The organism is Variovorax paradoxus B4, assembly GCF_000463015.1.
GTDB classification, from domain to species: Bacteria; Pseudomonadota; Gammaproteobacteria; order Burkholderiales; family Burkholderiaceae_C; genus Variovorax; species Variovorax paradoxus_E.
Genome location: NC_022247.1, coordinates 1361754 through 1374095 on the forward strand (window position 1 = coordinate 1361754; position 12342 = coordinate 1374095).

The following is a 12342-nucleotide window of genomic DNA, read 5'->3' on the forward strand; positions in this document are numbered from 1 at the left end:
TCATTCGGGCTGGTTCGGCACCTGCCGCATCGGGCTCTTGGGCCGCAGGCCCGGCGTCACGTCCAGTTCCATCTTGTCGGTGCCGCGCTGCAGCGCGAAGCGCGCGCTGCTGCCGGGCTTGAGGCCGGCCACGGCGGTCAGCAGGGCCTGCACGTTGTCGGTCTTCTTTTCGCCGACCGAGGTGATCACGTCGCCCGGGCGGATGCCGGCCTTGGCCGCGGGGCCGTTCTGCAGCACGCCGGTGATGATGACGCCGGCATCCGCTTTCACGCCGAAGGTTTCGGCCAGCTCGGGCGAGAGTTCGTTCGGCTCGACGCCGATCCAGCCGCGGCGCACCTGGCCGTCCTTCACGATGCCTTCGAGCACGATCTTCGCCATGGAAACCGGAATCGCGAAGCCGATGCCCATGCTGCCGCCCGAGCGCGAGTAGATGGCGGTGTTGACGCCCTGCAGGTTGCCGTTCACATCGATCAGCGCACCGCCCGAATTGCCGGGATTGATGGCCGCGTCGGTCTGGATGAAGTTCTCGAAGTTGTTGATGCCGAGCTGGTTGCGCCCCAGCGCCGAGACGATGCCGCTGGTGACCGTCTGTCCCACGCCGAAGGGATTGCCGATGGCCAGCACCTGGTCGCCCACCTGGAGTTCGTCGGAATTGCCCAGCACGATCGCGGGCAGCTTGTCCATTTCGATCTTGAGCACGGCAAGGTCGGTGTCCGGATCGGTGCCGATCACCTTGCCACGCGCGTGGCGGCTGTCGTTGAGCGTGACCTCGATTTCGTCCGCGCCTTCGACCACGTGATTGTTGGTCAGGATGTAGCCGTCGGCGCTCACGATCACGCCGCTGCCCAGGCCGACCTGGGGCTGGTCGCCCTGGTCGCCGAAGAAAAAGCGGAACCACGGATCGTTGCTGCGGGGATGGCGCTGCGCGGCCTTGCTGGTGTTGATGCTCACGACCGCCGGCGAGGCCTTCTTGGCCGCCGCGCTCAGGCTGCCGGCCACCGGCACGGACGGGGCGCCAGCCGGGGCCTCGACGATCGACACCACGCCACCCAGGGAAGTGGCGCGGCGGTTGATCCACTCGGGTTTGAGTGTTGCAACAACGAAGTAGGCCGCCAAAAGGACGGTCACGGCTTGGGCAAAGAGCAGCCAGGTGCGTTTCATGAAGCTTTGGATAGAACGGGGAACACACGCCGTCCATGCGGCGCCATGGACCCATTGTCCCTCAACCCCCATCCGCCAGAAACCGCGCGGTCCGGTCGAGAATGACAAAGGTCTCGAGCGCCAATAAGGGATAACCCTTAGCATCGCACAGCGAGCCGACACGGCTCCGAGCTCCGGCCTTCCGCGTCGCCCACCCGGTGGACGCGGCCAGGCGTTTCGCCGGCGCGCCGATTTCCGCTTCCCATCCCGTGCGGCCCGGCGCGTGGCAACGACCTCCCTGCCAGCCATGACTTCTCACGCAATCTCCCCGGACGGCGCACAGCCGGCGCCGGCGCGCACGCTCGGCGCGCGCGACTACAAGACCCTGGCCCTGTCCGCTCTCGGCGGAACGCTGGAGTTCTACGACTTCGTCATCTACGTGTTCTTCGCCACGGTGCTGGGCGCGCTTTTCTTCCCCGCCGACATGCCCGACTGGCTGCGCCAGCTCCAGACTTTCGGCATCTTTGCAGCCGGCTACCTGGCCCGGCCGGTGGGCGGCATCGTCATCGCGCATTTCGGCGACCTGCTCGGGCGCAAGCGCATGTTCACGCTGTCGATCTTCCTGATGGCGGCGCCCACGCTGGTCATCGGCCTCCTGCCCACCTACGCGAGCATCGGCATCGCCGCACCCTTGCTGCTGCTGGCGATGCGCGTGCTGCAGGGCGCGGCGATCGGCGGCGAAATGCCCGGCGCCTGGGTGTTCATCGGCGAGCACGTGCCGGCGCAGCGCTACGGCTTCGGCATCGGCATGCTGACCTCGGGCATCACGGGCGGCATCCTGCTGGGCTCGCTGGTCGCCGTGGCCATCAACCGCCACTATTCGCCGGCGGAGGTGAGCGGCTTTGCCTGGCGCATTCCCTTCGTGCTGGGCGGCGTGTTCGGCCTCGTCTCGGTGTACCTGCGCCGCTTCCTGCACGAGACACCGGTCTTCAAGGAGCTGGCAGACCGCAAGACCGTGGCGCGCGAGCTGCCGCTGCGCACCGTGCTGCGCGAGCACCGCGCCGCCAGCGTCTACGTGGCGCTGCTGACCTGGGTGCTGTCGGCCGCGATCGTCGTGGTGGTGCTGTACACGCCCACCTACCTGCAGAAGGTGCACCACATTCAGCCCGCGCTGGCGCTGGAAGCCAATGCCCTCGCCACGCTGACGCTGACCATCGGCTGCGTGCTGGCCGGCTGGGCCAGCGACCGCATCGGCACGCGCGCCGTGATGCTCATCGGCTGGGGCGGGTTGTTCGCAACGGCCTACCTCTTCTACACGGGCCTGCCCGGCACGCCGGCCACGCTGTTCTGGCACTACGGCCTGGTGGGATTGTTCGTGGGCACCATCGCCACGGTGCCGATTGCGGGCGTGCGCGCGTTTCCGGCGCCGGTGCGCTTCACGGGGCTTTCGTTCGCCTACAACATGTCGTATGCCGTGTTCGGCGGCCTGACGCCCGTGATCCTCACGCTTTGGCTGCCGCACGACACCATGGCGCCGGCGCACTACGTCGCCGTGCTGGCCGGGCTGGGTTTCGTGCTGGCCCTGTGGCCATTGGCGGCGCGCGGCCATGCGATGCGCGACGGCATCGGGAGCGCGACAATGGCGCGATGAGCACCACTCGCCATGAATTGCTGCATGCCTTCGACCTGCTCCTTGCGCCGTCGCGCTTCAAGGACTACGGACCCAATGGCCTGCAGGTCGAGGGCCGCACCGTGGTGCGGAAGATCGTCTCCGGCGTGACGGCGAGCCGCGCGCTCATCGAGGCCGCCATCCATGCCGAGGCCGACGCCATCTTCGTGCACCACGGCCTGTTCTGGCGCGGCCAGGACGGCTGTGTCACCGGCTGGATGAAGCAGCGCCTGAGCCTGCTGCTCGGCGACGACGTCAACCTGTTCGCCTATCACCTGCCGCTCGATGCGCATCCGGAGCTTGGCAACAACGCGCAGCTCGGACTGCAGCTCGGGTTGCTCGCCCATGCCGGATCGGCCGGGCGCTTTGGCGACCAGGAGCTCGGCTTCCTGGGCGCACTCGAAAACGCAGAGAGCTTTCCCAGCGCCAAGGCGCTGGCCGCGCATGCGGAAAAGGTGCTGAAGCGGCCCGTCACTCTCGTGGATACGGCGCACCGTCCCATCAAGAACATTGCGTGGTGCACAGGTGGCGCCCAGGGCTACTTCGAGGCCGCGATCGCTGCCGGCGCCGATGCCTTCATCACCGGCGAGATCTCCGAGCCCCAGGCTCACTATGCCCGCGAGATGGGCGTCGCCTTCCTGGCCTGCGGGCACCATGCCACCGAGCGCTATGGTGCCCAGGCGGTGGCCGCGCACGTGGCGGCCCAGCTCGGGCTGAAGCACGAGTTCATCGACATCGACAATCCGGCATGAGCGGCGCGGCGTCTTCCATCGCCATCACGCTCGGCGACCCGGCGGGCATCGGCCCGGAAATCATCGCCAAGGCCTTCCGCCAGGCGCCCGACGCCACGCGCGGCGCTTTCGTGGCCGGCGACGTGGCCACGATGCGCCGGGCATCGCAGTCGCTGGCGTCCCCGGGGCAACCCGCCTGGCCCGTGGCGCAGATCGAGCACATCGCCGAAGCGGCCGCGGTGCCGCCGGGCTGCATTCCCGTGCTGCAGGTGGTGGCCGCGCCGGCGGAAAACATCGTGCTGGGCCGGATCAGCGCCGAAGCCGGCCGCGTGGCCGGCGACTGCGTGGTCTGGGCTGCCCGCGCCGCATTGCGGGGCGAGATCGCCGCCATCGTCACGGCGCCGCTGCACAAGGAAGCACTGGCCGCGGCCGGGTTTCCCTACCCCGGCCATACCGAGCTGCTGCAGGCCGAGGCCGCCGCGCACGCGGGAGTCGCTGTGGACGACATGCCGGTGCGCATGATGCTGGCCAACGACGAGTTGCGCACCGTGCTGGTGAGCATTCACATGTCGTTGCGCGACGCCATCACGGCCGTGAGCTTCGGCAGCGTGCTGGAGACGCTGCGCATCACCCACCGTGCCTTGCATCGCGTGCTCGGCCGGGTGCCACGCATCGGCGTGGCCGGGCTCAACCCGCATGCGGGCGAGGGCGGCCTGTTCGGTTCCGAAGAGCGCGACATCATTGCGCCGGCCATTGCGGCCGCCCGTGCCGAGGGCATCGACGCCGACGGGCCTCACGCGCCCGACACCATCTTCATGCGCGCGCGCGCCAGGCCCGGGGTGCCGGGGAGCGGCGAGTTCGACGTGGTGATCGCCATGTACCACGACCAGGGCCTGATCCCGGTCAAGTACCTTGGCGTGGAGAAGGGTGTGAACGTGACCTTGGGCCTGCCGCTGGTGCGCACCAGCCCCGACCATGGCACCGCATTCGATATTGCGGGCACCGGCCGGGCCGATGCGTCGAGCCTCGTCGAGGCGCTGCGCATGGCCAGAACGCTGGCGGGCGCCTGAGAAAGGCGCGCGAAGGAGGCTTAAGGGCGCTTCAGGCTGTCGCGGATTTCGCGCAGGAGAGCGATGTCTTCCGGCGGTGCCACCGGTGCCGAGGGAGCATCCGCCTGGGTTTTGCGCAGCCTGTTGATCTGCTTGACCATCATGAAGATGATGAAGGCGAGGATGAAGAAGTTGACCGCGATGGTGATGAAGTTGCCATAGGCCAGCACCGGCACCCCCGCCTTCTTGAGTTCGGCCAGGCTGTTGGCGACGCCCGCCGGCGCGGAGCCCAGCACCACGTACAGATTCGAGAAATCCAGCTTGCCGAACACCAGCCCGACGAGCGGCATGATGATGTCCGCAACGAGGGAGTCGACGATCTTCCCGAACGCCGCACCAATGATCACGCCGACCGCGAGATCGATCACGTTGCCCTTGACGGCAAATTCCTTGAACTCACTGAGGATGCTCATGATTTCAATATGCTCCGGGAGCGCTGGTTGAAGGTGCCGCCAGTATGCCTCCGGAATGTGCTCGATCGGCGGGGATGCACCAATAAGAAAAGCACACTTATTTCACAGCAATGAATAATTTTTGGTTAATTGCCACCGGGTTCGGTGACAGCGGCTTCCTGTTGCCTGCGGCATTGGGAATTGCAGTTTGGCTTGCAGTCGATCGCAGCACGCGCCCGGCGGCGGTGCGCTGGACGCTGCTATTCGGCGGTTGTGGCTTCATCGTGATGCTGTCCAAGCTTCTCTTCATGGGGTGGGGCATTGGCAGTGCCCAATTCGATTTCATCGGTTTCAGCGGGCACACCGCGCTGGCAACCAGCGTCTGGCCGGTCGTTTTCTGGCTGGCGGCCCGGCGCCGCGCACCAATCGTGCGCACGGTGGCTGCGCTATCGGGCTGGGGATGGGGCATTTTTATTGGCGTGTCACGCCTGGCCCTCGAAGTTCACTCCACGGCGGAGGTCGTCACGGGCGCCCTGCTTGGAACAGTTGTAAGCGCAAGCTTCTTGCGGTTGCATTGGCATCAGTCCATGCAGGTGCGAACGCCCCGCTGGCTCGCCTTGGCGCTGGCGCTGCCGCTCCTCTTTTTCATAGTCGGGCGGCCTGCACCCACACAGGACGCGCTGGAGAGCCTCGCGGCCTGGATGGCAGGCATCGAGCGTCCGTTCACCCGCGCCGATCTCCTGCAGAACCGCAGGGCCGTGCACAAACCTGCGAACGGCACACAGTTCCTTACAAAAGAGCAAAGCTTTTCGAGGAGCGACTGACGAGGATGATTTGTGGTCAGGGCACCACAATTGCTCCGCGCGGGCAGTCAATTGATAGTTCACATTTGCAAACTGCAAGACACAGTTGCGAGTGTGCAATCGAAGTCCCATTCCCCAATGAAAAAAGGCCTTCAGCCATTGATCTCTGAGATAACCCCATAACGTCTCAGGTCTATCCGCATATAGACACATTTTTTTCATCTATTAAACGGAAAAGGGTCAATGTGCGGGCAGCGACAATTCGCTCCAGCCCGCCTGTCGACGATGCGCGGGCTTTGCTTTGACAAACCGCGGCAAAAAAGGTCCTGCTCAATATCAACTGGGCTCGGGCCTTGCATATGAATCGCGGCTGCTGAAAACCAATTTGAGCAATGGGGATCAATTTGACACGCTTCGTGTACCCGATGGGGTGGGGTTTTGCCCTAATGGGCGCGTTATTGCTGCAGGGCTGCGCACCGGGCTTCAATTCCGTGGGCGCCTACGAGGCGGACCAGAGCTTGCCGCCGGAGTTCCAGTACCTGCCGGCCGATGGCGCACCGGATGGAGTCATCACCTCCATTTCGCCTGCCCTGATCCGTACCCTGGCCGAGTCGCAGCCGACCGCCGTTTCACCGGATGTGAAGGCGCTTTTCGGTGAATCCCCGGTCTACACCATCGGGCCGGGCGACGTCGTGGGCGTGATCGTCTACGACCATCCGGAGTTGCTGCCCAACGCCGGTGCAGTGATCACGCAGCAGGCGGACCCGACGGGCATCAGCGTCGCGCCAGGCTTCATCGTCGGTGCGGATGGGCAGATCACATTCCCCTACATCGGCCGCGTCAAGCTCCAGGGGCTGACCGAAATCGAGGCCTCCGACCTCATCGCGAAACGTATCGCCACCTACATCAGGGATCCGCAGGTGACGGTGCGCATCCAGTCGTTCAGAAGCCGCCGTGCCTTCGTGGAAGGCGAAGTGCGGACCCCGGGGCTGCAGATCTTCACCGACGTGCCGATGACGCTGGCCGAGGCCCTCAGCCGGGCCGGCGGCATCACCGCCAATGGCGACCGCTCGTTCGTGACGCTCACTCGCGGCGACAAGACCACGCTCATCAACCTGCCCAACCTGCAGGACCTGGGTGCCGATGCCAGCAGGATTCCGCTGCGCAACGGCGACGTGGTCCAGGTGCGGCACCGCGACGAGAGCAAGGTGTTCGTGATGGGCGAAATCGCCCGTCCGTCGGCGCTGCTCATGCACAACGGAAGACTCAGCCTCAACGAAGCGCTGGGCGAGGCAGGCGGCCCCAATCTGACTTCGGCCAACACAGGTCAGATCTACGTCATCCGCAACAACGCGAGAGGCTTGCCGGCCATCTTCCACCTGAATGCCAAGAACCCGGCGGCACTGGGCCTGGCCGAGCGCTTCCCCCTGCAGCCGCGCGACGTCGTCTACATCGACTCGGTGCCACTGGTCACCTGGAACCGCCTGGCCAGCCTGATCCTGCCGGCTGCGCAAGTGATCAACGCCGGCGACGAAGTCTGGAGCCGCCACAGATGAAATCCGTTCTGACAGTCTGCATCGGCAACATCTGCCGCAGCCCGATGGCGGAAGGCATTCTGGCCGCGGGCCTGCCGCACCTTCGCGTGGTGTCCGCCGGAACCGGCGCTCTCGTGGGCAAGCCGGCGGACGCAACGGCGCAGAAGCTCATGCAGGGGCGCGGCATCGACATTTCCGGCCACGTGGCCCAGCAGGTGAACCAGCTGCTGTGCCGGCAGGCGGACCTGATCCTGGTCATGGACATGGCGCAGCGCCGCCATCTCGAGTCGGCCTACCCCTTCGTGCGCGGCAAGGTCTTTCGCATTGCCGAGGCCGCCAAGCAGGACGTGCCTGATCCCTACAAACAGGACGAGGCGGCCTTCGAGCACGCCCTGGCGCTCATCGACGTCGGCGCCAGGACATGGATCGACCGCATTTTGAAAATTACAAAACCTGAGCAGCAACCGACATGAACGCACCCCAGCAAGCCGCCCTGCCGATGCCAGCGCTGGAAGAGGAGAGCGATGGGTTCAAACTCGTCGAGTACCTGGACATCCTGATCGACCATCGGTGGTTCATCTCCATCGTGGTTGCCGTGACCTTGCTGCTTGGCATGGCCTATGCCCTTTTCGGGCAGCCGATGTACGAAACCAACGTGGCCGTGCAGGTCGAGGACTCCGGCAATTCGGCAGGCAGCTTCCTGGGCGATGCGGCGTCGTCGCTGCTGAGCGTGAAAACGCCTGCCGCGGGTGAGATCGAAATCATCAAGTCGCGCGCCATCCTCGGCCAGGCGGTGGAGAACACCAAGCTGTACATCAGCGCGCAGCCCCGCTATGCACCCATTGTGGGCAGCTGGCTTGCGCGGCGCGCCACCGACCTGTCGGATCCGGGCTTCCTGGGTTTTTCCGGCTACGTGACCGGCGCCGAGGCGATCATGGTTCCGCAGTTCGATGTCCCCGCGGATCTCGAAGCGAAACAATTCATGCTGACTCTCGGGCCGGACAACCGCTACGAGTTGCTCGTTCCCAACGTCGAAACCCCGCTCAAGGGCACCGTCGGAACCCCGCTCGTGGCCAGCGTTCCGGGCGGCAGCCTCCGGCTGCTGGTCAGCTCTGTCAGCGCCAAGCCCGGCGCGCAGTTCCAGCTGGCCCGGTATTCCAGGCAATTGGCACTTCTCTCGCTGCAGGACAACCTCAAGGTCGTCGAGAAAGGCAAGCAGTCCGGCGTTCTCGACGTCAGCCTGAAAAGCCCGAACCCGGAAAAGCTGACGCAGTTGCTCAATGAAATCGGGCGGCTCTATGTCCGCCAGAACATCGAACGCAAGGCTGCCGAGGCCGAAAAGACCCTGGGCTTCCTGGACACCGCGCTGCCTCAATTCAAGAAGCAGCTCGAGCAATCCGAAGACCTCTACAACCGCTATCGAAACGAGAACGGCACCGTCAGCCTCGACGACGAGGCCAAGAACGCGCTGGCCCAGACGGTCGACCTGCAATCCAAATTGCTCGAAGCGGAACAGAAACGGCGAGAACTTTCCGCGCGCTTTACCGACAAGCATCCGAACCTCCAGACGCTGGACGCGCAGATTTCAGCGTGGAGAAGCCAGATCTCGGCGGTCGACTCGCGCATCCGGAAAATGCCGCTGCTGCAGCAGAACACCGTCCAGATGCAGCGCGACATCAAGGTCAACACCGACCTCTACGTGTCGCTGCTGAACAGCTCGCTGCAAATGCGGCTGGCCAAGGAAGGCAAGGTCGGCAACGTGCGCCTGCTGGACGACGCCATCCTCCCGGAGGAGCCCGTCTGGCCCAAGCGGCCGCTGATCATCGCCCTGGCCCTGCTGCTGGGGCTGGCAGCCGGCGTCGTGCTCGCCATTGTCAAGAACTCGCTGTTCGGCGGCATTCGCAATCCGAGTGAAATCGAGATGCACACGGGCCTCAACGTGTACAGCAGCATCCCGCTGAGCGCCGCCCAGCGGTTGATCGACAAGAACATCGAGAACAAGGCGCCGGGGATGCACGTTCTTGCCCTCCAGCAATCGGAGGATCCCGCGGTGGAAAGCCTGCGCAGCCTGCGGACCGCGTTGCAGTTCGCCATGCTGGAAGCGCCCAACAACCGCCTGCTTATTTCCGGCGCGACGCCGGGAGTCGGCAAAACCTTTGTCTCGGTCAATTTCGCGGCCATTACCGCTGCGTCAGGAAAGAAGGTGCTGCTGATCGATGCCGACTTGCGCAAGGGCCGGGTCAATCAATTCTTCTCCCTTTCCCGGTCGTCAGGTCTTTCGGAATTGATTGCCGGCACGCTGAGCTTCGAAAAAGCCATTCGCTCGTCGATCCTGCCGAACCTGGACGTCATTACGACCGGGGTGCTGCCGCCCAATCCGGCGGAATTGCTCATGAGCGATTCTTTTTCCCAGATCCTGGAAAAGCTCTCGCCGGATTACGACCTTGTGATTATCGATACGGCGCCAGTGCTGGTGGCGGCGGACACCGCGTCGGTTGCGCCGCTCGCGGGCTCTCTTCTCCTCGTGGCCCGAGCGGAAAAGACGCATCTGGGCGAATTGAACGAAAGCGTCAGAAGGCTGGCGCACGCGGGCTGCTCGGCCAATGGCGTGATTTTGAATGCTATGGACTTATCCAGGCGCCATGCGGGCAGCAGCAGCTACAAATATGGTGGTTACCGTTACACACACTATAAATACAAAAACAACAGGGATACCACCTAGTCTGGTGGATAGTTTCTGAGAAAATTCAGCGAGATTGTGATAATTATCACACGATGCACTAAATAGGTGCTGTCAATCAAATGCTAATAACAAAGGACTAGGGACAAATGTGTCGCTCTTTTGTATTACGTATTGGGATCGCTCGGCCTGCGCATTGATTTTTCTGCGCTGCAACCTTCACGGCTTCCGTGCAAGGCCGTATTGGCCTGACAGCCAAGCCGTCATGTATCACTGAACCCGAAAGGGGCAAGCGTTTGCTTGTAAGACGAAAGGTTCTCCTGCAATGAGAGTTCTTCAGCTGCAAATCTGCTCGCGCTCCAAATGTGAGAACGGAGCATACCTATGACCAATCTCCGTCACGAGGAGTCGATGGCACCCCGAGGCGAGGAAGCGATCGGCGTCATTGCGGACGACCTGGCATGGATCAGGGTCCGTCACCCGGCCATGCTGCGTGCTGGAAAAAGGGCGGTGGACATCGCCGCTGCGCTGTTCTTTTTCTGCGCTTTCGGCTGGCTCTATGTGCTGATAGCCGCCGGTGTCCTCATCACTTCCGGCGCACCCGTCCTGTACTCCCAGCCGCGATTCGGGCGGGGAGGGCGTGTGTTCAAGTTCTACAAGTTCCGCTCGATGCTGCCGAACTCCGCCCAGATTCTCGAGGAGCACCTCAGGAACGATCCCGTGGCGCGCCAGCAGTGGGACGACTATCAAAAGCTCGAAGACGACCCGCGCATCACACGCTTCGGCAAGTTCATCCGCAAGACCAGCCTGGACGAGCTGCCGCAGTTCTGGAATGTGCTCGTGGGCGACATGAGCCTGGTCGGCCCCCGGCCGTGCATGCTCGACCAGAAGATCCTGTACGGGGCGGACTGGTCGTTCTATTGCGCCGTCAGGCCCGGCATTACCGGCCTGTGGCAGGTCAGCGGGCGCAACCAGCTGAGCTACAAGAAACGCGTGGCGCTGGATGTCTCCTACGTCGAGACGCTTTCGGTCGGCCGGGACATCGGCATCTTCATCAGGACCATCTGGGTGGTCGCCGTGGGCCACGGTTCGCGATGAACGACCCGGCTTCGAAGGCAATCGATGTGTGACTCACAGATGAAAAAGATCCTTATCTGCGCCGTGCCCTTCAGCGACAACCTGGGTGACGGGGTCATCGCGGCATCCCTGGCTCATATTGCCGGCCTGAAGTATCCGCAGGCCAGAGTCGAATTTCTGGACATTGCCGGCCGGCTCGGATTCGAGGAAGAAAACCTGCGCGGCGGCGGCGCATTCCGGCTCTTTGCGAAGCTGCCTTCGCTCATCAGGTCGGTGATCGTGTTCCTGTATTGCCTCAAAGGCTATTTTCTCGGCTGGCGAAAGAACTGGAAGGCCGCAGTCGACGACGCGGACCTGATCGTCATTGGCGGCGGCCAGCTGTTTTGCGACGTGGCGCTCAATTTTCCGGCGAAGCTGTTCCTCCTGGGCAGGCTGCTGCGCGGAAAGAAGGTGGTGATCCTGTCGGTCGGCGTGACGGCGAAATGGTCATTTCTGGGGCGCTTTCTCGTCAAGCGATTTCTGGAAAATGCCAGGCCGGCCTTCTACGCCACGCGCGACAAGGAATCGGCCAGCAACCTGCACACGTACTTCCGAATCCCCAGAAGCGATATACAGGTCGTACCCGATCCGGCGCTCATTTGCGCCGATGCTTTCTCGGACGAGCTTTCACCGGAAAAAAGCTGGGACATAGGAATTTGCGTCAGCAGCCTCGACGCGCTGGTCATGAATTCGGAGTACGAAGGCTCCAATTCGACGCAGTCCGCGAAATTCTTTGCCACCTTGGCCGAAGCATTGCGAGCCGAGGGAAAGCGCGTGCTCTATTTCACCAACGGTGCCTCCGAAGACAACAAGGTCCTGGAAGAAATTTCCTCGGCCTCCGACGCGCCGAAATCGATTTTTCTCGTTCCCCGGCATCCGGACGAGCTCGTTGCCTTGATCAGCGCCTGCTCGTGCATCGTGGCCCACCGGCTCCACGCGAATATCGTGGCCTACGGTTTGAACATTCCGTCCATAGGAATGAATTGGGACAAGAAGGTGGAGTCATTCTTCGAACTGACTGGCAGAAAACGCTACCTCTTCGACTTGTCGCCCCGGGTTGAAAAGCTGGGTACCTCGGTGCTGGACCTGCTGGACGACAGGCCGGACCGGAAAGCGCTCGACGCATTGAGAAACCAGGTCGTGGCCGGGATTCATGCATTGATCTGA

The 12342-nt window shown here is 63.5% G+C and carries 11 protein-coding genes; 9 read left to right on the plus strand and 2 right to left on the minus strand.

The genetic code is table 11. The annotated features are described in order from the left end of the window. Complete coding sequence (locus VAPA_RS06130; protein WP_021005900.1) at positions 1-1161, minus strand: trypsin-like peptidase domain-containing protein; 1161 nt, start codon at positions 1159-1161, stop codon at positions 1-3. 286 nt (positions 1162-1447) lie between these two features. On the opposite strand from VAPA_RS06130, the gene VAPA_RS06135 reads away from it, so the two are divergent. Genes VAPA_RS06135 through pdxA form a run of 3 tightly spaced genes read left to right on the plus strand, consistent with a single transcriptional unit; the run spans position 1448 to position 4610 of the window. Beyond that, the gene (locus VAPA_RS06135; RefSeq protein WP_021005901.1) at positions 1448-2791 is read left to right on the plus strand and encodes an MFS transporter; all 1344 of its coding nucleotides are present in this window, start codon (positions 1448-1450) and stop codon (positions 2789-2791) included. Next, positions 2788-3561, plus strand: a complete 774-nt coding sequence (locus VAPA_RS06140) for a Nif3-like dinuclear metal center hexameric protein (protein WP_021005902.1) — start codon at positions 2788-2790, stop codon at positions 3559-3561. Before VAPA_RS06135 ends, VAPA_RS06140 begins: the two co-directional genes overlap by 4 nt. Beyond that, entirely contained in the window at positions 3558-4610 is a 1053-nt protein-coding gene (gene pdxA, locus VAPA_RS06145) for a 4-hydroxythreonine-4-phosphate dehydrogenase PdxA (RefSeq protein ID WP_021005903.1), read from the plus strand. The genes VAPA_RS06140 and pdxA overlap by 4 nt, the downstream gene beginning before the upstream one ends. Positions 4611-4630: 20 nt before the next feature. On the opposite strand, the gene mscL is transcribed toward pdxA, so the two are convergent. Next, positions 4631-5062 (minus strand): large conductance mechanosensitive channel protein MscL, encoded by a 432-nt coding sequence (gene mscL / locus VAPA_RS06150; RefSeq protein ID WP_021005904.1) that lies wholly within the window; start codon positions 5060-5062, stop codon positions 4631-4633. 110 nt (positions 5063-5172) lie between these two features. Between mscL and VAPA_RS06155 the strand changes: the two genes are divergently transcribed. The 6 genes from VAPA_RS06155 to VAPA_RS06180 all read left to right on the plus strand — a co-directional run bounded on the left by VAPA_RS06155 (position 5173) and on the right by VAPA_RS06180 (position 12342). After that, complete coding sequence (locus VAPA_RS06155) at positions 5173-5865, plus strand: phosphatase PAP2 family protein (RefSeq protein ID WP_021005905.1); 693 nt, start codon at positions 5173-5175, stop codon at positions 5863-5865. Between the two features lie 371 nt (positions 5866-6236). Next, positions 6237-7400, plus strand: a complete 1164-nt coding sequence (locus VAPA_RS06160) for a polysaccharide biosynthesis/export family protein (protein ID WP_021005906.1) — start codon at positions 6237-6239, stop codon at positions 7398-7400. Next, entirely contained in the window at positions 7397-7852 is a 456-nt protein-coding gene (locus VAPA_RS06165; protein ID WP_021005907.1) for a low molecular weight protein-tyrosine-phosphatase, read from the plus strand. The genes VAPA_RS06160 and VAPA_RS06165 overlap by 4 nt, the downstream gene beginning before the upstream one ends. Further along, on the plus strand, positions 7849-10101 hold the full coding sequence (locus VAPA_RS06170; RefSeq protein WP_021005908.1) for a polysaccharide biosynthesis tyrosine autokinase: 2253 nt from the start codon (positions 7849-7851) through the stop codon (positions 10099-10101). Before VAPA_RS06165 ends, VAPA_RS06170 begins: the two co-directional genes overlap by 4 nt. A gap of 342 nt (positions 10102-10443) precedes the next feature. Further along, a complete protein-coding gene (locus VAPA_RS06175) occupies positions 10444-11157 on the plus strand; it encodes a sugar transferase (protein ID WP_021005909.1) in 714 nt (237 codons plus the stop codon). 39 nt (positions 11158-11196) lie between these two features. Further along, a complete protein-coding gene (locus tag VAPA_RS06180; protein ID WP_021005910.1) occupies positions 11197-12342 on the plus strand; it encodes a polysaccharide pyruvyl transferase family protein in 1146 nt (381 codons plus the stop codon).

What these genes read in the sequence shown, in the direction of transcription:
- mscL (WP_021005904.1), bottom strand. Translation starts at nt 5,062, where the DNA reads ATGAGCATCCTCAGTGAGTTCAAGGAATTTGCCGTCAAGGGCAACGTG.
- VAPA_RS06160 (WP_021005906.1), top strand. Translation starts at nt 6,237, where the DNA reads ATGGGGATCAATTTGACACGCTTCGTGTACCCGATGGGGTGGGGTTTT.
- VAPA_RS06135 (WP_021005901.1), top strand. Translation starts at nt 1,448, where the DNA reads ATGACTTCTCACGCAATCTCCCCGGACGGCGCACAGCCGGCGCCGGCG.
- VAPA_RS06130 (WP_021005900.1), bottom strand. Translation starts at nt 1,161, where the DNA reads ATGAAACGCACCTGGCTGCTCTTTGCCCAAGCCGTGACCGTCCTTTTG.
- VAPA_RS06155 (WP_021005905.1), top strand. Translation starts at nt 5,173, where the DNA reads ATGAATAATTTTTGGTTAATTGCCACCGGGTTCGGTGACAGCGGCTTC.
- VAPA_RS06170 (WP_021005908.1), top strand. Translation starts at nt 7,849, where the DNA reads ATGAACGCACCCCAGCAAGCCGCCCTGCCGATGCCAGCGCTGGAAGAG.
- VAPA_RS06175 (WP_021005909.1), top strand. Translation starts at nt 10,444, where the DNA reads ATGACCAATCTCCGTCACGAGGAGTCGATGGCACCCCGAGGCGAGGAA.
- VAPA_RS06140 (WP_021005902.1), top strand. Translation starts at nt 2,788, where the DNA reads ATGAGCACCACTCGCCATGAATTGCTGCATGCCTTCGACCTGCTCCTT.
- VAPA_RS06165 (WP_021005907.1), top strand. Translation starts at nt 7,397, where the DNA reads ATGAAATCCGTTCTGACAGTCTGCATCGGCAACATCTGCCGCAGCCCG.
- pdxA (WP_021005903.1), top strand. Translation starts at nt 3,558, where the DNA reads ATGAGCGGCGCGGCGTCTTCCATCGCCATCACGCTCGGCGACCCGGCG.
- VAPA_RS06180 (WP_021005910.1), top strand. Translation starts at nt 11,197, where the DNA reads ATGAAAAAGATCCTTATCTGCGCCGTGCCCTTCAGCGACAACCTGGGT.